This is a genomic window from Haematobacter missouriensis (assembly GCF_000740775.1).
Lineage (GTDB): Bacteria > Pseudomonadota > Alphaproteobacteria > Rhodobacterales > Rhodobacteraceae > Haematobacter > Haematobacter missouriensis.
Map to the genome: position 1 here is coordinate 1 of NZ_JFGS01000016.1, position 19118 is coordinate 19118.

Genomic DNA, 19118 nt, shown 5'->3' on the forward strand with positions numbered 1-19118 from the left:
TCCCTGGCCGACTTCATTGGAATCCGCACGCGGTCCGCCTGACGGCATGGTCACCCCGTCGCGGATCGCGGCGGGGCGACCCTTTCGGCACTGGTGGATGCGCCACTTTCGCGGCTAGACTGGCCGCATCACGAATGGTGCTCCCATGAAGGCCCTGATCATCATCGACATGCAGATGGAGATGCAGCACCGGATCGACTCCGGTGCGGATCACGTCAATCCCGATGCGCCGCTTCGGATCGTCGCCCTGTCCGACGCCTTTCGCCAGAAGGGCTGGCCGGTTGTCCATGTCCGCCACCGCGATGCTGATCCTACCTCGCCCTTCCATCAAGGTGCCCCGGGCCACGCGCCCATGCCCTGCGACGATGCGCAGAAGAGCGAGCCGGTTTTTCTGAAGACCACATCCTCGGGCTTTGCCTCGACAGATCTCGCGCCCTACCTGCAGGGGAAAGGGATCTCGGACCTTGTCGTGACCGGCGCCGTGGCCGGGTTTTGCGTCAATTCGACCGTCAGGGCGGGAGCGGACCTGGGTTTCAACATGACGGTCGCGCGGGATGCTGTGATCGGCTTCGGCCTGCCCGCCGCCGGTCTGTCGGCGCGCATGATCTTCGATGTGACAATGGCGCATCTCAAGGCAGATTTCGCCCGGGTGGTGGATGCCGCGGTCCTGCTGGACGAATAGCTTTCCCGAATGCCCAAAACATAAGGCCCCGGACTGAGCCGGGGCCTTATGTCGTTCCGTCGTCGCGCCTCAGGCGAGGCTCATCGACACCGCGCTTTCGGGCAGCTCCTCATCGAAGCAGCGCTGGTAGAACTCCGCCACCGTCTGGCGCTCCAACTCATCACATTTGTTAAGGAAGGTGAGCCGGAAGGCATATCCGACGGAGCGGAAAATCCGCGCATTCTCCGCCCAGGCGATGACGGAGCGCGGGGACATCACCGTGGACAGATCGCCGTTCATGAAGGCCGTCCGCGTCATGTCCGCCACGGTCACCATCTGGCTGATGATCTTGCGGCCTTTTTCCGTGTTGTATGTCGGGTTCTTGGCCAGCACGATCGCCACCTCCGCATCGTGCGACAGGTAGTTCAGCGTGGCGACGAGGCTCCAGCGGTCCATCTGGCCCTGGTTGATCTGCTGGGTGCCATGATAGAGGCCGGTCGTATCGCCCAGACCCACTGTGTTCGCGGTGGAGAAGATGCGGAAATAAGGGTGCGGTGTGATGACCTCGTTCTGGTCGAGCAACGTGAGCTTGCCGTCGGTTTCAAGCACCCGCTGGATCACGAACATCACATCCGCGCGTCCCGCGTCATATTCGTCGAACACGATTGCGGTCGGGTTGCGGAGCGCCCAGGGGAGTATTCCCTCCTGAAACACCGTCACCTGCTTTCCGTCGACCAACTTGATCGCGTCCTTGCCGATCAGGTCGATCCGGCTGATGTGGCTGTCGAGATTGACCCGCACGCAAGGCCAGTTGAGGCGCGCGGAGACTTGTTCGATATGTGTCGACTTGCCCGTGCCGTGATAGCCTTGGATCATTACGCGGCGGTTGTACTGAAAACCCGCAAGGATCGCGAGCGTCGTATCAGGGTCGAACTTGTAGGTAGGGTCGAGCGTCGGCACGCGGTCGGTGGCTTCGGCGAAACCCTTCACCACCATGTCGCTGTCGATCCCGAAGACTTCGCGGACCGAGATTTCCTCGGTGGGTTTCGCATTCACGTCCATCGTTCTGCCCTGCGCTTGCGAGGCTCATTGCCCCAGACCCGGGGGAGCATAACGGACCATGCGGCGAGAACAAGTGCGCCCCCGACACGGAACAGCTTCCCGTGACAGCCGTTTCCCGACTGACGGGCTTTTGGTGGCCCGGGTTGAAACGGAGAGATCACCCATGGCACGCTTCGACGGCAAGACGGTTATCGTGACGGGCGCAAGTTCCGGTATCGGGCTCGCCACTGCACGGCGCTTTTCTGAAGAGGGCGCCAACGTGGTTCTGGTTGCCCGCGACGAGGAGGCGTTGGCGGGGGCGGCGAAGGACTTGGACCAGGCGCGAACCCTTACATTTTCCGGGGATATCAGCCGCGAGCCGGATGTCATTTCCATCGCGGATGCGGCGGTGGCGCGTTTCGGAAGGATCGATGTCCTTTGCAACAATGCGGGGATCGGCATGAACGGCCGCATAGATGAAATGAGCCTCGAGGATTGGCGCAAGGTCATCGATATCGATCTGACTGGTGTTTTCCTGATGAGCCGTGCGGTCTGGCCGCAACTGGAGAAGGTGCGGGGGGCGGTGGTCAATACCTCCTCCGTTTCCGGTCTCGGCGGCGATTGGGGCATGTTCGCCTACAACGCGGCAAAGGGCGGGGTGAGCAACATGACCCGTGCGCTGGCGCTGGACGCGCGGGATTCGGGCATCCGTGTCAACGGCGTGGCCCCCGCGCTCACCCGCACCGGTATGACTGAAGAGATGATGGGCGATGAAGCGCTGGTTCAGAAATTCCTTGAGCGGATCCCGCTGGGACGGGTCGGGGAGCCGGAGGATGTCGCCGCTGTCATCGCCTTTCTCGCCTCCGATGATGCGCGATTCGTGAACGGCGTCATCATCCCCGTCGATGGCGGGATGCACGCCTCCAACGGGCAGCCTCCGCAGGCCTGAAACTCAGTCTCGGAAGTGGCGGCTATCCTTGATCTGGTCCCAGGCCCAGACGACCTCCTGCAACCGGTCCTCGTCGGAGCGGTTGCCACCGTTCATGTCCGGGTGCAGGTCCTTGACGAGACTCTTGTATTGCTTGCGGATTTCCAGACGGCTCCAATGGTCCTTGGCCTCGAGGATCTCCAGAGCCTTCCGCTCCGTCGGCGGCAGCTTCCGCGTGATGCCTGAAGTAGGCGATTTGGATTGCGTGGCTTTCTCGCCAAGAACCTCAAACGGGTCGTCGATGCCAAGCCGCGCCCACGCCTTCGCTTCCTCGGTGCGCTGCGCAAAAGGCTTGGTCTCCCGGCCCCACACCCGATCGCTGTCCATCATGCGCTGAAACTCCTCCTCCGTGGTGGAGGAGAAGAAATTCCACTTCAGGTTGTATTCCCTGACATGCTCCTTGCAGAACCAGAGATACTCGTCGAGGTGGTCGGGTGATTTCGGGGCACGGTATTGTCCGGCTTCTGTGCAACCCGGGTGGTCGCAGCCCCGTTGTGAGGTTTCGAATGCGCCGGACATCCCCCGCCGACCACGGGTGCGGCGCTTCTTGTCCGTCGAAACACGAATGTCGAACTCAAAAGGGGGGCGGTTTGACATGGGGGTACCTTTTCGACTCGGGCCGACGAGTTTAGAGTTTTTGCAGCGCGATTGAAGGGGTTGACATCAAAAATGGCGCTTACTGACGAAATCCAGACCCGGCTTGAGGCGGCTTTCCGCCCCCGACGCCTTTCGGTGGAGGATGAAAGCGAAAGCCACCGCGGCCATTCCGGCTGGCGGGAGGGCGGAGAAACGCATTTTGCCGTAACGATGGAAGCCGAAGACCTCGGCCCGCTCTCACGTGTTGAGCGGCATCGGGCCGTTCATTCCGCACTTGGACCGGACCTCATCGCCCGGATCCATGCCCTCCGCCTGACGCTCTCCGCCTGAAAACTATGGCTGCCGCGGCTCCGTAGGGCGATCGGCAACGATGCGCGGCGTGGACCCTTCGGGCGCGCTGGTGACCAGCGTGGGCTTCTGCTGCTCTGCCAGAGGCAGGGAGGGAGTCTGCGACTCGGGCTTTTCGCGGCCCCAGAGGCGCTGAACCATGCGGACGTCGGGCCGCGCGGCCGGAGAAATCTCCTGAGGCATCGCCGGAGCCTCCTCTCGGAGCCTGCGGAAAACCAGCAGGGTCTGAAAGGAACTCCGCGCGCGGGACAGGAGGCCGCGGGGTTCTTCAAGGGGCAGAGTGTCGGCTCGCAGATATTCCCATCCATCCGCCGCCATCCTATTCATGACGTCGGAAACGGTAACGGCCAGCTTTTCATCGGGCCGTTTGACCCCTTTGATCTTTGCAGGGCGGGAGGGGGCGGGAAGCGCCCTGTACTCGTACCGTGACATACGTTCCTCGTTCGTGAATCACGCGCGACGAGGCGCGCCTAGGCCGCGTAGGCTAGCAGATGTGTCCGCCATGCGCGAGTTTCAAGCTGCAAAGAGCCGTCGTGGGCCGGCCGCGACTCTCAACATCTGGCGAAGAAAGAATTTTCTTAAAATGTTCACCCAGGCGACACGAATCATGTTGAAATGCTCCCAACTTAAGCAATAATGAAACTCATGGACGCGATGATCAGGCGTGTTGGGAGGCTCGCCGGATCATCTGGGTGGAGGTGATGTTTGTTGTCACTTCCATCCGCAGCTCCCGCTTCGCTCACCCGGATAGCGTCGCGGGAGCAGTAAAGAGGTCGCGGTGGGGAACTATCGCGATAGGCGGCGTCGGAGGCGTAACCTCCGAGAGTGGAGCGTAACGGCAGGGGAGCGGATCCGTTATGTGGAGCCTCGGTGAAATGTCCTCGACGTAGCGAGGAACGGCGGCCATAGGCCGCCGTTTCCTTTTGAGCACATGATCCAAAGAGATAATTATCAGCAGCCTGGCCGCCGCGGGTGTCATCTTGAATTCTTGCCGGGGAGGAGACGCCTGAATGCTCTGTCGGTTAAGATCAGGTCCGGCATCGCGCCGAATCCATTGGCTGATGAAGGTCGAATATCCATTGAAGGACAGAAAGTCGGCCCGGCCATGAGCCAAAGCGTGCGGCTCCCGCGGTGATCTCCGCTTGAACACACCCCGAGATGTTTTCGGCAGCCCGCTAACAGGCTGCTGAAAAAGGCTCTTTCGGCCCGTGTTGGGGCGGAAATCGTTCGCTATCTGGCTGGAAATTCATATACTTTTGGGCTGATTTTCCGATTTCCGGCACGTAGAACTTCAGGGCGTTCTAGCAGCCTGCCGACTGTATCGGGCAACGCTCCCACGGGCCGTGACCCGCGGGTTCGGCCTAGAGTCCGAGTTTCTGCGCCACCAGCGCGTTCACGGCGGCAGGATTGGCCTTGCCGCCTGTCGCCTTCATCACCTGTCCAACGAACCAGCCCGCCAGTTTGGGGTTCTGTTTGGCCTTTTCCACCTGCGCCGGATTGGCTGCGATTATCTCGTCCACGGCGACTTCGATCGCGCCGGTGTCGGTCACCTGCTTCATTCCCCGCGATTCGACGATCTCCGCCGGATCGCCGCCTTCGGTCCAGAGGATCTCGAACAGATCCTTGGCGATCTTGCTGGAGATGGTCTCATTCGCCAGAAGGTCGAGAATCCCGGCGAGCTGCACGGCGGAAACCGGGCTATCCGAGATACTCAGCCCCTCCTTGTTCAGCCGGCCGAAAAGCTCGTTGATGACCCAGTTCGCGGCCTGCTTGCCATCCCGACCAGCGGCGACGGCCTCGAAAAACAACGCGTTTTCCGTCTCGGCGGTGAGAACGCTGGCGTCGTAGTCCGTCACACCGAAATCGGCGATGAAACGCGCCTTCTTGGCGTCGGGCAATTCCGGCATCGCGGCGGCGATGTCATCAACCCATGCCTGCTCGATCTCCAGCGGCAGAAGATCCGGGTCGGGGAAGTAGCGGTAGTCGTGCGCCTCTTCCTTCGACCGCATGGAGCGGGTCTCGCCCTTGTCAGGGTCGTAAAGCCGGGTCTCCTGATCGACCTTTCCGCCGTCTTCCAGAATGGCGATCTGGCGACGGGCCTCGTAGTCGATAGCCTGCTGGATGAAGCGCATGGAGTTCATGTTCTTGATCTCGCAGCGGGTGCCGAGATGAGAGAAATCCTGCGTTGCCTGATATTTCTCGTATTGCCCGGGCCGGCAGACGGAGACGTTCACATCCGCGCGCAGGTTGCCGTTCTGCATGTTGCCGTCACAGGTGCCCAGATACCGAAGGATCTGACGCAGCTTCATGACATAGGCGGCTGCCTCCTCCGGTCCGCGGATATCGGGGCGGGAAACGATCTCCATCAGCGCCACACCGGTCCGATTCAGGTCCACGAAGGACATGTTCGGATCCATGTCGTGGATCGATTTGCCTGCGTCCTGCTCCACGTGGATGCGCTCGATCCGCACGCGCCGCGCGATGCCGGGGGACATCTCCACCCAGACCTCGCCCTCGCCGACAAGCGGGTGATAGAGCTGGCTGATCTGATAGCCCTGCGGCAGGTCCGGGTAGAAGTAGTTCTTCCGGTCGAAGGCCGAACGCAGGTTGATTTTCGCCTTGAGACCGAGACCGGTCAGCACCGCCTGACGGATGCAGAATTCGTTCAGCACCGGCAGCATTCCCGGCATAGCTGCGTCGATGAAGCTCACATGGCTGTTCGGTTCCGCGCCGAAGCCAGTGGACGCGCCGGAAAACAGCTTGGCCTCAGACGCGATCTGCGCGTGGATCTCCATCCCGATGACCAGCTCCCATTCGCCGGTCGCGCCATGGATCACCTTGGGTTCGGGCGGGGCGGGGACTGTGTCCAGCATCTTGGCCTCCTTGGTCTCGGGATCTTCGCGTTACACGAAAGGCGGGGGAAATGTGCAAGGGGAAAAGCAACCGTTGAGGCCGTGCCATGCAGGAACTTCTCGTTTCGGGGTCCGTTTAGAGAGGGACACAACGAAAGGAGAGTCCCCGATGACCGATATCAGCAAAGCCCGGATCGCCATTCTTGCCACCGACGGATTTGAGCAGTCGGAGCTTGAAGTGCCGCTGAATGAACTGCGTCAACGTGGCGCACAAGTCGAGGTCGTCACCCCGGAAGGCAAGGCAATCCGCGGTTGGAAAGATGGCAACTGGACGAATGAGATCAAGGCTGACAGGGAGCTGGAGGAAGTGACAGAGAGCGATTACGATGCGCTCGTGCTTCCAGGCGGTGTCATCAATCCCGACAAACTGCGCACGAACCGGCGTGCCGTTGATCTGGTCAAGGCCTTTGTACGGGAAGGGAAGGTCGTTGCCGCGATCTGTCACGGGCCATGGATGCTGGTGGAGGCTGATGCAGTCCGCGGGCGTAACGTGACCTCCTACAAGTCGATCATGACAGACATGAAGAATGCCGGCGGCCATTGGTCCGACGAGGCTGTCGTGACCGATCAGGGCATCATCACATCCCGTTCCCCTGATGATCTGGAGCCGTTCGTTTCAAAGATCGTTGAGGAGGTCCGGGAGGGGAAACACCAGCGCGCGGCCTGAACTTGTCGGGGCGGTGGCGGGTATCCGCCACCGCGGCCGGGGTGTCGGCGGTTGACCGCCGATAGCAATCTCAAGTGGTTGCGGGAAGGGCCGGTTCCATCGCAGGGTCCGCGCGCCGGACGATCTGGTTCGGTGCAGCGCTCCCGGTCCAATGCCTGTCACGTCCTTTCGCAGTCTCCTCATCGCGGCGCTGGTGATGTTGCCGCTTGCCGCTTGTTCCACGCCACAGTCCGTCGAAGTGCCCACCGCACTCCCGGTCGCGCAGTGGGACCACCGGCCGGAAGCGACGAAATGGACAAAATCCACCCTTAATGCGCTGAAGGCGGAAGGGGCGGTCCTGCTTTCCGCTGTGCCGGATGATGTGGAGGATTTCTGCCCCGGTTATCGCACCGCGTCCACTGAGGAGCGGAGCGCCTTCTGGACCGGGCTGTTCTCCTCCATTGCGCGGTATGAGAGCACGTGGAATCCTGAAGCGAAGGGCGGTGGTGGCCGCTACCTTGGCCTGATGCAGATTTCTCCCACGACGGCTCGTTACGTCGGGTGTGACGAGACGGCGAGCGGTCTTTATGACGGGGCGAGCAATCTCGCCTGCGCGGTGAAGATCGCGGCCCGGAAAGCCGATCGGGCTGGTGTCGCCGAGGTGGTGTCGGACTGGGGTCCGATGCACGATCCTGCGAAGCGTGCCCAGATCTCCAAATGGACCCGCACCCAGGCTTACTGTCAGGTTTGAGGCTGCAGAGGCCGCGGCGCTCTCGCAGGGAGTGATGATTCCTCCCCGCTTTCCCGCGCGTCACGTAGTGTCGCCACTGACCGGGCGAACGGGCCTCTCTAAGCCTTCCCTTGCGAAGAAGACACGCTTCTCCGGCGTTGGGATGGAGCGAGTCGAGGACGCCCGGCCTGAGCGGCAGGGCGGATTTTCATTCGGTCATGCGGTCGAGCATCTCGCGCATGTCTCGCGAAAGCCCCCGCGTCGCCATCATCCGTTGCATCTCGCCAAGCGCAAGGCCCTGCCGGTCCGCGTCATACCGGCGCCATGTCTCGAACGCCGTGGACATGCGCGCAGCCAGTTGCGGATTCAGCGGATCCACCTTCAAAAGCCAGTCCGCCACAAAGCGGTAACCCGCGCCATCCGCCCGATGGAAGGCGGCATGATTGCCTGACAGCGCACCGACCAGCGCCCGGAAGCGATTTGGCACCTTCCAGTCGAAATCGGCACGCGCGGCGAGAGTCTGCGCGAGCTCCACGGCTTTCGCGGGCGCGGCATGGGCGAGCTGGAGGCTGAACCACTTGTCCATGACCAGCCGGTCCTCGGCCCACTGCCGCTGGAACCGGCCCGCTTCTTCCTGCCCATGACCGATATCCAGAAGGGCGGCCAGGGCGCCAAGCTGCTCGGTCATGTTGTCGGCTGCCGCGAACTGCCGCGCGGCGCGCTGCCCGTCGTCGAGCCGGGTGAGGAAACCAAGCGCTGTCAGCCGGAGCGCGCGGCAACCCGCTGTCCGCGCGTCGGGCGTATAAGGACCCGGCACGTCCATCGCCTCGTAAAGCCGTGACAGGGTAGGGGCGAGGGTCTCCGCCACGGCGCGTGTCAACCGCTGAGAGGCGGTGTGGATGCGGTCTGGATCCGGTGTCACGCCCGCGTCATGGAGTGTCTGCGCCATGTCGTCCTGCGAAGGCAGGCGGAGGGCCAGCGCGCGGAATGCCGGGTCAAGCGCCTCATCCCGTGCCACGCGATCAAGCGCAGTGAAGTAGTCCGGTCCGGGCGTGGCGCTCTCCGTCACCATGCGGGCAAGAACATCTTTGGCGAGCGCGCGGCCTGCCTCCCAGCGGTTGAACGGATCGGTATCATGTGCAAGCAGGAAGGCCCGCTCCTCGCTCGACGTTTCCCGCTCCAGAATTACCGGGGCGGAGAACCCCCGGAGAAGGGAGGGAACAGGCCGCGTGGGCATATTGTCGAAGGTGAAGCTCTGCCGTGCCTCCGTCACCTCCAGCACGGTCGTCGGCAATATCTCGTCTCCGTTCGGGTTCAGCAGGCCCAAGGCCACCGGAATGACGCGCGGCGGTTTCTCGGGCTGGCCCGGGGTGGGTGGCGTCTGCTGAGAGAAGGTCAGGGTGTAGCGCTCGCCCTCATGGCGTTCGCTCACCGTCAGCCGGGGGGTGCCCGCGTCGGAATACCAGCGCTTGAACTGTGTCAGATCCCGCCCCGTCGCTTCGGTAAAGACGGCAAGCCAATCCTCTATCGTCGCAGCATGCCCGTCCAGCCGGTCGAAATAGAGGTCGAGCGCCTTGCGGTAGCTATCCTCCCCCACCAGCAATCGCAGCATCCCGATCAGCTCCGCGCCTTTCTCATAGACGGTGGCAGTGTAGAAATTGTTGATCTCCACATAGCTTTCGGGACGTACAGGGTGCGCCAGCGGGCCGTTGTCCTCTCGGAACTGGCGGGCGCGAAGGGTCATCACCTCTTCGATCCGCTTCACCGGCTCCGACCGCTCATCCCGGCAGAACTGCTGGTCGCGAAAGACGGTCAGACCCTCCTTCAGGCAGAGCTGGAACCAGTCGCGGCAGGTGATGCGGTTGCCCGTCCAGTTGTGGAAATACTCGTGCGCGATGATGCGTTCTATATTCTCGTAATCGGTGTCCGTCGCGGTTTCCGGGCTGGCCAGCACATAGCGGCTGTTGAAGATGTTCAGCCCCTTGTTCTCCATCGCGCCCATGTTGAAGTCATCGACCGCGACGATATTGAACACGTCCAGATCATACTCGCGGCCGTAGACCCGCTCGTCCCAGGCCATGGAGCGTTTGAGCGCATCCATCGCCTAGGCACACCTATTCTCATCTCCCGGCCGGACCCATATGGCCAGCGCGACCTCCCGCCCCGAGCGGGTGGTGAAGCTGCTCCGATGCGCCACGAGCTGACCTGCGACGAGGGCAAACAGGTAGGAGGGCTTCGCCCAGGGATCGTCCCATTCCGACCAGCCCGGCCCGGAGGCGACGGGGTTGCCGTTCGACAGCATAACCGGCATGTCCGATTCGATCCGTACGCGGAAGGTCGCCATCACATCAGGGCGGTCGGGATAGAAGGTGATCTTGCGGAAACCCTCCGCCTCGCATTGCGTGCAATACATGCCGTTCGACATGTAAAGCCCTTCGAGGGCGGTATTTGCAGCCGGTGCGATCTCAACTTCCGACTCCCACAGGAACGCTGTCCGCGGCAGCTGCGCCGCCGGAATCGTCAACCCGCCGTCATCCGGCGTCACATCAAGCAACGCTCCATCAATCCGTGCGGCGATCAGCGACAGGTGCTCTCCGTCGAGGTGAAGGTCGTGATGCCCCTGCCGTGCCGGATTCGGTCTGAAGGTGATTCGGGAGATGACCCGCGTGGCGTGCGGGGAAAGGCGGAACGTCATCTCGACATGGGTGACGAGCCATGCGGGCGGCAGGTAATCGCTCAATAGGAACGGCGTCGGCGCGGTGTCTTTCATCTGTGTCTCCGCAGGCACGGGGAACCTCCCCGGGAGCAGAACGTTAGGCAGGGGAGGCTAGGTGTGCAACCCGTCCGCCGGACCTCTCGTCCCACGACGCCACGGCAGGAGAAACCCATGTCCGCACCGAACACGAATATCGAAAAGCAGACCCGACGTCACCGCGGGCCATTGATCGGCATGTTGCTTGTCGTAATATTCGCGGTCGGTATCATCTTCTTCTGGCTTGCACGGGACACGGCCACGGCCCCTGGGCCCGACGGTGCCGATGTGCAGATCGATGGTCGGACAGGCCAGCCGGTTCCGGATCAGACGCCGCCCGCGACTCAGGGCGCGGTAACGCCCGGCGCGCCGACCTCAGGCGAAACCGGCACACCCGGCCAGTCCGGGCCTGCAGGCACGGTAACACAGCCGGCAGTGCCAGTTCAGCCGCAACCGCAGAACTGATCCCGCATTTCTCGCCTATGTTTCGGGCAGTTGACCGTTCTTTGGCGCCCGTGAAGCCGATGACCGCTTCTTTTTTGCGACCGGAGTTCATACATTGGTCGCAAAAGCGGGGAAAAGTCATGTCACGCCCGGTTGTGGGAATCATCGGCAATTATCTGGATATCGAGGGTCGTTATCGCGGCCACGCGGGCGGTGTTATCAACAGCGAGGCCGTGGCGTTGGTGTCTCAGGGCGTGCCTTTGGTGGTGCCTGCGGACCCGCGACTGGTTTCTGTCGATGACCTGATGGACGCTTGCGACGGTTTTCTCCTGACGGGCGGGCGCCCGAACGTCCACCCTTCCGAATACGGTGAGGAGGCGACCGAGGCTCATGGGAGTTTCGAACGGGAGCGGGACGCCATCACGCTGCCGCTCGTGCGGGCTTGCGTGGAACGCGGGCAGCCCTTCCTTGGTATCTGCCGGGGATTTCAGGAGGTGAACGTCGCCATGGGCGGCTCCCTTTTCCCGGAGATCAGGGATCTCCCGGGCCGGATGAATCACCGGATGCCCCCGGACGGCACGCTGGAGGAGAAGTTTGCACTCCGCCATATCGTGAAGTTCACTAAAGGCGGTGTGTTCCATCGGCTGATGGGCACGGATGAGGTGATGACCAACACGCTTCACGGACAGGGCATTAACCGTCCCGGCGCACGTATCGTCATCGACGGCCATGCCCCGGACGGCACGCCGGAGGCGCTGTACGTGAAGGATGCTCCAGGCTTTACGCTGTCTGTCCAATGGCACCCAGAATGGAATGCCGCGAATGACCCCGTCTCCCGTCCGCTGTTTGAGGCGTTCGGGCAGGCGCTGGAGGATTTCGCCAATGCCCGCAGGGGAAAGAAGCTGCTCAGGACAGCCTGAGCAGCAAAAGGATCAGGCCACCGTCGTCTCGCGCAGCACTTCCGCTACGGCGGCTGCCAACCGGGGAACGCTTTCTGCGTTGAGTCCCGCCACGTTGAATCGGCTGTCATCCACCATGTAGATGGCAAACTCCTCCCTTAGCCGCAGCACCTCCGCCTGTGTCAGCCCGAGACGGGAGAACATACCGCGGTGCCGGGCGACGAAGTCGAACCGGTCGGAATTCGTCGCTGTCCGCAGCGCTGCCGCAAGTTGCTCGCGCAAGGCGAGCATCCCCTCCCGCACGTCGCGAAGCTCGGCCTCCCAGTCGGAGCGGAGCGTTTCATCCTCAAGGATCATCGTCACGATGCGCGCGCCGTGATCCGGGGCGAAGGAGTAGTTTACCCGGTTCAGCGCCGCGAGATTGTCCTGCGCCAGATCGCGCGCCGTCTTGTCCGCGGTCACTGCGAACACGATCCCGGCCCGGTCACGATAAAGACCGAAGTTCTTGGAGCAGCTTGCTGCCACCAGAATTTCCGGCAGGCGGGAAATCAGAAGCCGCGTCGCCGCCGCGTCCTCCTCGATCCCGTCACCGAAGCCCTGATAGGCGATATCGACCAGCGCGACGGCCTTCCGCTCCACCAGAAGATCGGCGATGCGCTCCCACAGCGCGGCAGTGGGATTGGCGCCCGTCGGGTTGTGGCAGCAGCCGTGCAGCAGGACGATATCGCCTTCCGCCACGCCTGCGAGATCGGCCAGCAGCCCCGCCTCGTCCACTTCGCCCGTGGTGGTGTCGAAGTAGCGGTATCCGCGATGCGCGATGCCCAGATGTCGGGCGATAGCCGGATGGTTGGGCCATGTCGGCTCGGGGATCCACAACGTAGCCCCCGGCGTCGCCGCGCGGGCAAGCTCCATCGCCTGATGCAGCGCACCCGTGCCGCCCGGCGTTGCCGCCGCCGCAATGCGGTCGAGCGGGCGATCGCGACCCAGCACGAGTTCGCCCATCGCCAGCAGATAGGCAGGGTCGCCCGCCAGCGCGGTATAAGCCTTGGTCGGCTGTGTCTCCGCCAGCCGCTTCTCCGCCGTGCGGACGGCGCGCATCACCGGGGTGTGGCCCGTCGCGTCCTTGTAGACGCCAACGCCGAGGTCCACTTTCTCCGCACGCGGATCGGCGCGGAAAAGCTGCGTGATGTGGAGGATCTTGTCGGCGGGCTGCGGTTTCAGACTGGAAAACATGGGTTCATCCTTTCTCGACGGGGAGATCTTCCCTGCCGCCCCATTCGGTCCACGAGCCATCATAAAGCGCGTGACCCTGATTGCCGATACGTTCGAGCGCGAGGCTCAGCACCGCCGCCGTCACACCGGAGCCGCAACTGGTGATGACGGGGCGGTCAAGGTCAATGCCCGCGGTCGCGAAGATCGTGCGGAGCGCCTCGACCTCCTTCATGGTTCCGTCTGCGTTCAGCAATGTCTTGAAGGGCACATTCCGCGCTCCCGGAATATGGCCGGAGCGCAGACCCGAGCGCGGCTCCGGCACCTCGCCGCGGAAGCGTTCGCCGGCGCGTGCATCGGCGATGTTGGGCGTACCGCTCTCAACGCTTGCCAGAACTTCGGCCGCGCTGCGAACAAGATCGGTTGCAGGGTGCGGCTGAAAATTCCCGCTCCCCACGCGCGCGGGACCGCTTTCCACGGGCCGCCCTTCCGCCCGCCATTTCGGCAGGCCACCGTCCATCACGGCAATCCGGTCGAAGCCCATATGCCGGAACAGCCACCAGACGCGCGCTGCCGAAAACAGTCCCGCACCGTCATAGACCACGACCTGATCGTCCTTGCGAATGCCCAGACCGGCCAGAGCCGCGGCGAAATCCTCTGCCGGCGGCACCATATGCGGCAGGGGGCTGGCCGGATCGCTCACCGCGTCGATATCGAAGAAGCGGGCGTCGGGAAGGTGGACTGCCTCGAACTCGGCCTTGGGGTCGCGCTTGTCGGCAGGCATGTACCATGAGGCGTCGAGCAGCTTCAGTGCCGGATCATCCAGCCGGGCCGCGACCCAGCCGACGGAAACAAGGGTTTTCGGATCGTCCTGCATCGCGCGCTCCCTATATGCAGCGGGTTATGACGCCGCAGGGCGGGACAGGCAAGAGTGGTCAGGGGGCCGCGCTGCAGAGCCGCCACGAGCCCGGATCAGGCTCGCCAGCGCTCGGACGTTGCGCCCGGGCAGGTTGCTGAAAGGGCTTTTTGGCCGGTGTTGGAGCAGGAATCGTTCGTAATCTGACGAAATCCAGCCAGAAACCCATATACGTCCGGGCATTTCCGGGCCGATTTTCCGATTTCCGGTACATAGGCATGAGAATCCAGGCTTTTCAGCAGCCTGTTAGCAAAACGCCGGCTGGCCCCGGGTGTCTCCGTCAGCCCCGGTCCCGCAGAAGACGTTGCTTCTGCCGGTTCCAGTCGCGCTTGGCTTCGGTCTCCCGCTTGTCGGCGACCTTCTTGCCCTTGGCGATACCGATTTTCAGCTTCACGATCCCGCGGTCATTGAAATACATCGACAGGGGAACAATGGTCATCCCCTCCCGTGCGGTGGCGTTCCAGAGCCGCGACAGCTCTCGCCGGGAGACGAGGAGCTTGCGCCGCCGCCGCTCCTCATGTCCGAAGATCCCGGCTTCCTTGTAGGCCGCGATGTAGGAGTTTATGAGCCACAGCTCCCCCTGCTCCACATTCGCATAGCTTTCCGCGATGTTTGACTGGCCGCGGCGGAGGGATTTCACCTCCGACCCCGTCAGAATGATACCGGCTTCGAGATCGCTCTCGATGAAATAGTCGAACCGCGCGCGGCGGTTCTCGGCGATGAGCTTGGAGTTGGGATCGGATTTCTGGGCCATGATCGCCGTCAGATAGGGGAGAGGGAGGGCCCTGTCCACTCACTTGCCGCACATCGGGGGGTCAGCCCCCCGATTGCGTAGCGGAAATGCGTCCCGCACTCTGCTTCAGAGAAGCCCCGCATGCTCCATCGCGGCGCGGATCGCGGATTTGGTGCCCTCGGTGAGCGGGGTGAGCGGCAGGCGCACTTCCTCCGCACAGCGCCCGAGCAGCGACAGGCCGTATTTCGCCCCTGCCACGCCCGGCTCAAGGAAGATCGCGGTATGCAGCGGCATCAGCCTGTCCTGATACTCCAGCGCCTTGGCGTAATCGCCGGCGAGCGTCGCCGCCTGAAACTCCGCGCACAGCCGAGGAGCGACATTGGCGGTGACGGAGATGCAGCCGACGCCTCCATGGGCGTTGAAGCCGAGCGCCGTCGCATCCTCGCCCGAGAGCTGGATGAAGTCCGGCCCGCAGAACTGCCGCTGGAGCGACACCCGTTCGATCCGGCCGGTCGCGTCCTTCACGCCCACGATCCGCGGCAGCTTTGCAAGCGCGCCCATCGTTTCCGGCATCATGTCCACCACGGAGCGTCCGGGGATGTTGTAGATGATGATCGGCAGGGAGGAGGCGTCGTGCATCGCCGTGAAATGCGCGACCATGCCCGCCTGCGTAGGCTTGTTGTAGTAGGGCGTCACGACCAGCGCCGCCGTGGCGCCCGAGGCTTCCGCGTGGCGGATCAGGTCGATCCCTTCCGCCGTCGCGTTGGAGCCGGCACCCGCGATCACCGGCACGCGGCCACGGGCGATGCGCACGACCTCCTCGATGACGCGGCCGTGCTCCTCATGCGTGAGTGTCGGGCTTTCGCCTGTGGTGCCGACGGGGACGAGGCCGCTCGACCCTTCCGCGATATGCCATTCGACCAGGCTCTCGAGCGTGGCGAGATCAAGCTTTCCGTCCTTGAACGGCGTGACCAGAGCTGGAAGAGACCCCTTGAACATCGTGCACCTCCTTGGGCTTCCGGCCCGGTTCCTTCGCGCGCCTTTTAATCATCGCGGAAGCGGTTGCCAACTGGCCCTATTGTGAGTTGGAGGACGCTTCTCGCATCGCTACACTCCGCGCAAAACAAGAAGCAGGTTCCGTCAAATGTCCCGTCTCGTCCCCGCTGTTGCAGCGGCATTTCTGCTGGCCTCGTTTGCCGCGCCCTTTGCCCAGGCCGCGGCGGAGCAGCGTCCGGCGAACCGTCTCGCCGTCGCGCTCGACGCCGCCGGGCGACAGGACTGGGACGCGGCGCAGGCTTCCGCACGGGCCTCCGGCCCCATCGCGGCGGACATCATCGAATGGCTGAGGCTCCGGCAGGGGGAAGGGAATTTCGGCGCTTATACCGCCTTTCTGGCGCGGCACGGCAACTGGCCCGGGATCGACCTGGTGCGGCGGCGGGGGGAGGTGGCCATTCCCCCGGGTGCCGACCCGGATCGGGTGATCGGTTTCTTCGGGGCGCAGCGCCCGCTGACCGGGCAGGGGGCGCTGGCACTCGGCGCGGCCTGGAAGGCCAAGGGACAGCCGGACAAGGCAGCGGCGGTCGTCACCCGCGCCTGGCGGGAGCTGCCACTCACTGACAGCGAGCAGGCGGCGCTGATCTCTGCCTGGCCTGCACTGCTGGCCAAGCATAATGTCGAGCGTCTGGACAACATGCTCTGGCGCGAACGATTTACGGATGCGGAGCGGATGCTGCCACTGGTCAACGGGAGCTGGCAGGCGCTGGCGCGCGCGCGGATCGCCCTCCGACGCGATTTGCCGGGCGTGGATGGTTTCATCAACGCGGTGCCCGACAGAGCGCAGTCGGACCCGGGTCTTGCCTGGGAACGGTTCGCCTGGCGGATGCGCAAGAGCCGCTATGAGGAAGCGGCCCTGTATCTCGACGGGCTGGACCGCAGCTCCGCTTCGCTCGGCAGGCCGGAGATCTGGGCGGAGCGGCGGGCGCTGCTTGCACGGCGGGAGATGCGGCTGGGCGATACCAAGCTGGCCTACCGGCTGGCCTCGCAGCACGGGCTGACAAAAGGCGCAGATTACGCCGATCTCGAATGGCTCGCCGGCTATATCGCGCTGCAGCGGCTCAACAATCCCCGCCAGGCGATGACCCATTTCCGCAATGTGCGGACGGCAGTGAACTCTCCCATCAGTCTCGGGCGCGCAGCCTATTGGGAAGGGCGCGCGGCGGAAGCCGCAGGAGACCGCAAGGCCGCCGGAGCGGCCTATGCGCTGGCAGCCGAGTTTCAGACCGGCTTCTATGGCCAACTCGCGGCGGAGCGGATCGGCCAGCCCATGAAGACCGATCTGGCAGGAACGGCCAAGGTGCCCGACTGGCGCGGCGCTCCCTTCACCCGCGATTCGCGGTTTCAGGCGGCGGAGCTTCTGCAGGCGGCAGGGGCCCGCGATCAGGCGAAGCGGTTCTACGTCGCCCTTGCCGATTCGCTCGATGCGACGGGGTTGGCGCAGCTGGGGGAGGCGGCGCTTGCGAAGGGGGAGCCAAATATCGCCCTGCTGGTCGCGAAGGAGGCAGCCTCCCGCTCCATCGTTCTGCCGCGCGCCTATTTCCCGACGATGGAGCTCGCCCGGCTCGACCTGCCGGTGGAGCGCGCTCTTGCGCTATCCATCGCCCGGCGGGAAAGCGAGTTCGACGCGGGCGTCGTATCCTCTGCCGGCGCGCGCGGGCTCATGCAGGTCATGCCCGGCACCGCCGAGCAGATGTCGCGCAAGCTGGGTGTGGCTTTCGCGCCGCAGAAGCTCACCAGCGACTGGACCTACAACGCGCAGATGGGCGCAGCCTATCTCGCGCATTTGCAGGAGGAGTTCGGCGGTTCAGTGGCGTTGCTGGCGGCGGGCTACAACGCCGGTCCCGGGCGGGTCAGGGAATGGATTGCGACCTATGGCGACCCGCGTTCGCGCGAGGTGGACGTGGTGGACTGGATCGAGAGCATCCCGTTCACCGAAACCCGGAACTACGTGATGCGCGTGGCCGAGGCACTCCCCATCTATCGCGCGCGGCTTGCCGGAAAGACCGTGGAACTGCGGCCCACGGCGGATCTGAAGTCTCGGTAAAGCGGGCAGGTTGCGCTGGAACGGGCGTCCGGTCCGGCAGGTCCAGGCGGTTCCCGGCAGGGTCGGGGCCGTCCGCCGTCGCCGGAGCAAAGGTGGCGTGGCATTGCCGGCGGTATCTCTCGAAGGCATTTCGAATGGTGCGAGCGCGGGGAGGACAGCCGCGTGATGACGCCTGTAAACCGGACCACGGGTCAGGCAGAGCCGCGCGCGCCATCGCCCACTTTCAGGGGGAGGTGATCGCGGCCTCTGCCCGTGCCGCGGCGGCGGCCCGCGCGGCCACCTGCCGTTCCCGCCAGAGCGTGAACAGCCCGGCGCCGACCACGATGGCCGCACCGATCACCACGTTCAATGCCAGTGTCTCGCCGAAGATCGTCAGGCCGATCACAGCGACGAAGGGAAGCTGGAAATAGGCAAAGGGCTGCACCGCGCTCGCCTCCGCCACCTCATAGCAGCGGATCAACATGTAGTGGGAGAGCACACCCACACAGCACAGAAGAAGCATCCACCCCCAGTCCAGAGCGCTCATCGGTTGCCAGTTGGGCAGGCCCACTACCGTCATCACCACGGCGCCCACCGTTCCCGTCCAGAAGAAGCTGACGCCGGCGCTGTCCTTCTGGCCGACGTAACGGGTCAGCAGCCCGTAGATCGCAAAGGAGGTGGCGGAGATGAACGGGACAAGCGCCACGGCCGAAAAGACGTGATGTCCGGGCCGCAGGATCACCAGCACCCCGAGAAAACCCACGGCGATCGCGGCCCAGCGGCGCCAGCCGACCTTCTCCCCCAGAATCGGGCCGGAGAGGGCCGCGACGATGAGCGGATAGGCGGTAAAGATCGCATGCGTCTCCACCAGTCCCAGCAGGGTGAATGCCAGCACCATCACGCAGATTTCGAAAGCGAGGAGCAGGCCGCGGAGAATCTGGAGTTTAGGATAGTGGGGTCGGAGCGCCCGGCGCAGGCCGCCCGGCATCCGGGATGCCAGCACCACGCAGAAAGCGGCAAAGAACCAGTAGCGGATCATCGTCACCATCAGCACGTTGTATTCACCGGCCAGATGGCGCGAAATTCCGTCCTGCACCGCAAAGACGAAGGTCGTGCAGATCATCAGCACGATGCCGAGACGGGTGTTCTGTTGTGCCATGGCT

At 63.8% G+C, this 19118-nt stretch carries 17 protein-coding genes and 1 pseudogene; 8 read left to right on the plus strand and 10 right to left on the minus strand.

Annotation, left to right across the window (positions count from 1 at the left end; translation table 11 throughout):
- The first annotated feature begins 145 nt into the window (after positions 1 to 145).
- On the plus strand, positions 146 to 682 hold the full coding sequence (locus CG51_RS10705; RefSeq protein WP_035744824.1) for an isochorismatase family protein: 537 nt from the start codon (positions 146 to 148) through the stop codon (positions 680 to 682).
- 69 nt (positions 683 to 751) lie between these two features.
- Here CG51_RS10705 and cobS read toward each other — a convergent pair whose 3' ends face one another.
- Complete coding sequence (cobS, locus tag CG51_RS10710; RefSeq protein ID WP_035744827.1) at positions 752 to 1723, minus strand: cobaltochelatase subunit CobS; 972 nt, start codon at positions 1721 to 1723, stop codon at positions 752 to 754.
- A gap of 163 nt (positions 1724 to 1886) precedes the next feature.
- Here cobS and budC point away from each other — a divergent pair, with 163 nt between their 5' ends.
- The gene (budC, locus tag CG51_RS10715; RefSeq protein ID WP_035744830.1) at positions 1887 to 2651 is read left to right on the plus strand and encodes a meso-2,3-butanediol dehydrogenase; all 765 of its coding nucleotides are present in this window, start codon (positions 1887 to 1889) and stop codon (positions 2649 to 2651) included.
- Positions 2652 to 2654: 3 nt separating this feature from the next.
- Here budC and CG51_RS10720 read toward each other — a convergent pair whose 3' ends face one another.
- On the minus strand, positions 2655 to 3287 hold the full coding sequence (locus CG51_RS10720) for a J domain-containing protein (protein ID WP_035744833.1): 633 nt from the start codon (positions 3285 to 3287) through the stop codon (positions 2655 to 2657).
- A 72-nt stretch (positions 3288 to 3359) separates the two neighbouring features.
- Between CG51_RS10720 and CG51_RS10725 the strand changes: the two genes are divergently transcribed.
- Positions 3360 to 3617, plus strand: a complete 258-nt coding sequence (locus CG51_RS10725) for a BolA family protein (RefSeq protein ID WP_035744836.1) — start codon at positions 3360 to 3362, stop codon at positions 3615 to 3617.
- Between the two features lie 3 nt (positions 3618 to 3620).
- On the opposite strand, the gene CG51_RS19165 is transcribed toward CG51_RS10725, so the two are convergent.
- Both CG51_RS19165 and gatB read right to left on the minus strand, forming a co-directional pair.
- A complete protein-coding gene (locus CG51_RS19165) occupies positions 3621 to 4067 on the minus strand; it encodes a DUF4177 domain-containing protein (RefSeq protein ID WP_051930421.1) in 447 nt (148 codons plus the stop codon).
- A gap of 929 nt (positions 4068 to 4996) precedes the next feature.
- Positions 4997 to 6508 (minus strand): Asp-tRNA(Asn)/Glu-tRNA(Gln) amidotransferase subunit GatB, encoded by a 1512-nt coding sequence (gatB, locus tag CG51_RS10735; protein ID WP_035744838.1) that lies wholly within the window; start codon positions 6506 to 6508, stop codon positions 4997 to 4999.
- A gap of 148 nt (positions 6509 to 6656) precedes the next feature.
- On the opposite strand from gatB, the gene CG51_RS10740 reads away from it, so the two are divergent.
- Entirely contained in the window at positions 6657 to 7214 is a 558-nt protein-coding gene (locus tag CG51_RS10740; protein WP_035744841.1) for a type 1 glutamine amidotransferase domain-containing protein, read from the plus strand.
- A gap of 151 nt (positions 7215 to 7365) precedes the next feature.
- Positions 7366 to 7944, plus strand: a complete 579-nt coding sequence (locus tag CG51_RS10745) for a lytic transglycosylase domain-containing protein (RefSeq protein ID WP_035744844.1) — start codon at positions 7366 to 7368, stop codon at positions 7942 to 7944.
- A gap of 187 nt (positions 7945 to 8131) precedes the next feature.
- Here CG51_RS10745 and pepN read toward each other — a convergent pair.
- Positions 8132 to 10693: pseudogene (gene pepN / locus CG51_RS10750) on the minus strand (aminopeptidase N).
- A 117-nt stretch (positions 10694 to 10810) separates the two neighbouring features.
- Between pepN and CG51_RS10755 the strand changes: the two are divergent.
- Together CG51_RS10755 and CG51_RS10760 are read left to right on the plus strand one after the other, a co-directional pair.
- Positions 10811 to 11140 (plus strand): hypothetical protein, encoded by a 330-nt coding sequence (locus CG51_RS10755; protein ID WP_035744847.1) that lies wholly within the window; start codon positions 10811 to 10813, stop codon positions 11138 to 11140.
- Between the two features lie 119 nt (positions 11141 to 11259).
- Positions 11260 to 12039, plus strand: coding sequence for a gamma-glutamyl-gamma-aminobutyrate hydrolase family protein (locus tag CG51_RS10760; protein WP_035744849.1), 780 nt, complete (start codon positions 11260 to 11262; stop codon positions 12037 to 12039).
- A 12-nt stretch (positions 12040 to 12051) separates the two neighbouring features.
- Here the strand turns inward: CG51_RS10760 and CG51_RS10765 are convergent, their stop codons facing one another.
- The 4 genes from CG51_RS10765 to dapA form a co-directional block, all read right to left on the minus strand.
- Complete coding sequence (locus tag CG51_RS10765) at positions 12052 to 13251, minus strand: amino acid aminotransferase (RefSeq protein WP_035744851.1); 1200 nt, start codon at positions 13249 to 13251, stop codon at positions 12052 to 12054.
- A gap of 4 nt (positions 13252 to 13255) precedes the next feature.
- Entirely contained in the window at positions 13256 to 14104 is an 849-nt protein-coding gene (gene sseA, locus CG51_RS10770; protein ID WP_035744854.1) for a 3-mercaptopyruvate sulfurtransferase, read from the minus strand.
- 319 nt (positions 14105 to 14423) lie between these two features.
- The gene (gene smpB, locus CG51_RS10775; protein ID WP_035744969.1) at positions 14424 to 14897 is read right to left on the minus strand and encodes an SsrA-binding protein SmpB; all 474 of its coding nucleotides are present in this window, start codon (positions 14895 to 14897) and stop codon (positions 14424 to 14426) included.
- A 105-nt stretch (positions 14898 to 15002) separates the two neighbouring features.
- Positions 15003 to 15875: a 4-hydroxy-tetrahydrodipicolinate synthase gene (gene dapA / locus CG51_RS10780; RefSeq protein WP_035744857.1), complete on the minus strand. Its 873-nt coding sequence runs from the start codon at positions 15873 to 15875 to the stop codon at positions 15003 to 15005.
- A 145-nt stretch (positions 15876 to 16020) separates the two neighbouring features.
- On the opposite strand from dapA, the gene CG51_RS10785 reads away from it, so the two are divergent.
- On the plus strand, positions 16021 to 17976 hold the full coding sequence (locus CG51_RS10785) for a lytic transglycosylase domain-containing protein (RefSeq protein WP_084695144.1): 1956 nt from the start codon (positions 16021 to 16023) through the stop codon (positions 17974 to 17976).
- A gap of 223 nt (positions 17977 to 18199) precedes the next feature.
- Here CG51_RS10785 and CG51_RS10790 read toward each other — a convergent pair whose 3' ends face one another.
- Positions 18200 to 19114, minus strand: a complete 915-nt coding sequence (locus CG51_RS10790; protein WP_051930423.1) for a DMT family transporter — start codon at positions 19112 to 19114, stop codon at positions 18200 to 18202.
- Positions 19115 to 19118: the final 4 nt, after the last annotated feature.

Coding starts and splice junctions, on each gene's coding strand:
- sseA (WP_035744854.1), bottom strand. CDS start 14,104: ATGCAGGACGATCCGAAAACCCTTGTTTCCGTCGGCTGGGTCGCGGCC.
- gatB (WP_035744838.1), bottom strand. CDS start 6,508: ATGCTGGACACAGTCCCCGCCCCGCCCGAACCCAAGGTGATCCATGGC.
- CG51_RS10755 (WP_035744847.1), top strand. CDS start 10,811: ATGTCCGCACCGAACACGAATATCGAAAAGCAGACCCGACGTCACCGC.
- CG51_RS10720 (WP_035744833.1), bottom strand. CDS start 3,287: ATGTCAAACCGCCCCCCTTTTGAGTTCGACATTCGTGTTTCGACGGAC.
- smpB (WP_035744969.1), bottom strand. CDS start 14,897: ATGGCCCAGAAATCCGATCCCAACTCCAAGCTCATCGCCGAGAACCGC.
- CG51_RS10785 (WP_084695144.1), top strand. CDS start 16,021: ATGTCCCGTCTCGTCCCCGCTGTTGCAGCGGCATTTCTGCTGGCCTCG.
- dapA (WP_035744857.1), bottom strand. CDS start 15,875: ATGTTCAAGGGGTCTCTTCCAGCTCTGGTCACGCCGTTCAAGGACGGA.
- CG51_RS10705 (WP_035744824.1), top strand. CDS start 146: ATGAAGGCCCTGATCATCATCGACATGCAGATGGAGATGCAGCACCGG.
- cobS (WP_035744827.1), bottom strand. CDS start 1,723: ATGGACGTGAATGCGAAACCCACCGAGGAAATCTCGGTCCGCGAAGTC.
- CG51_RS10740 (WP_035744841.1), top strand. CDS start 6,657: ATGACCGATATCAGCAAAGCCCGGATCGCCATTCTTGCCACCGACGGA.
- budC (WP_035744830.1), top strand. CDS start 1,887: ATGGCACGCTTCGACGGCAAGACGGTTATCGTGACGGGCGCAAGTTCC.
- CG51_RS10725 (WP_035744836.1), top strand. CDS start 3,360: ATGGCGCTTACTGACGAAATCCAGACCCGGCTTGAGGCGGCTTTCCGC.
- CG51_RS10745 (WP_035744844.1), top strand. CDS start 7,366: ATGCCTGTCACGTCCTTTCGCAGTCTCCTCATCGCGGCGCTGGTGATG.
- CG51_RS10760 (WP_035744849.1), top strand. CDS start 11,260: ATGTCACGCCCGGTTGTGGGAATCATCGGCAATTATCTGGATATCGAG.
- CG51_RS10790 (WP_051930423.1), bottom strand. CDS start 19,114: ATGGCACAACAGAACACCCGTCTCGGCATCGTGCTGATGATCTGCACG.
- CG51_RS10765 (WP_035744851.1), bottom strand. CDS start 13,251: ATGTTTTCCAGTCTGAAACCGCAGCCCGCCGACAAGATCCTCCACATC.
- CG51_RS19165 (WP_051930421.1), bottom strand. CDS start 4,067: ATGTCACGGTACGAGTACAGGGCGCTTCCCGCCCCCTCCCGCCCTGCA.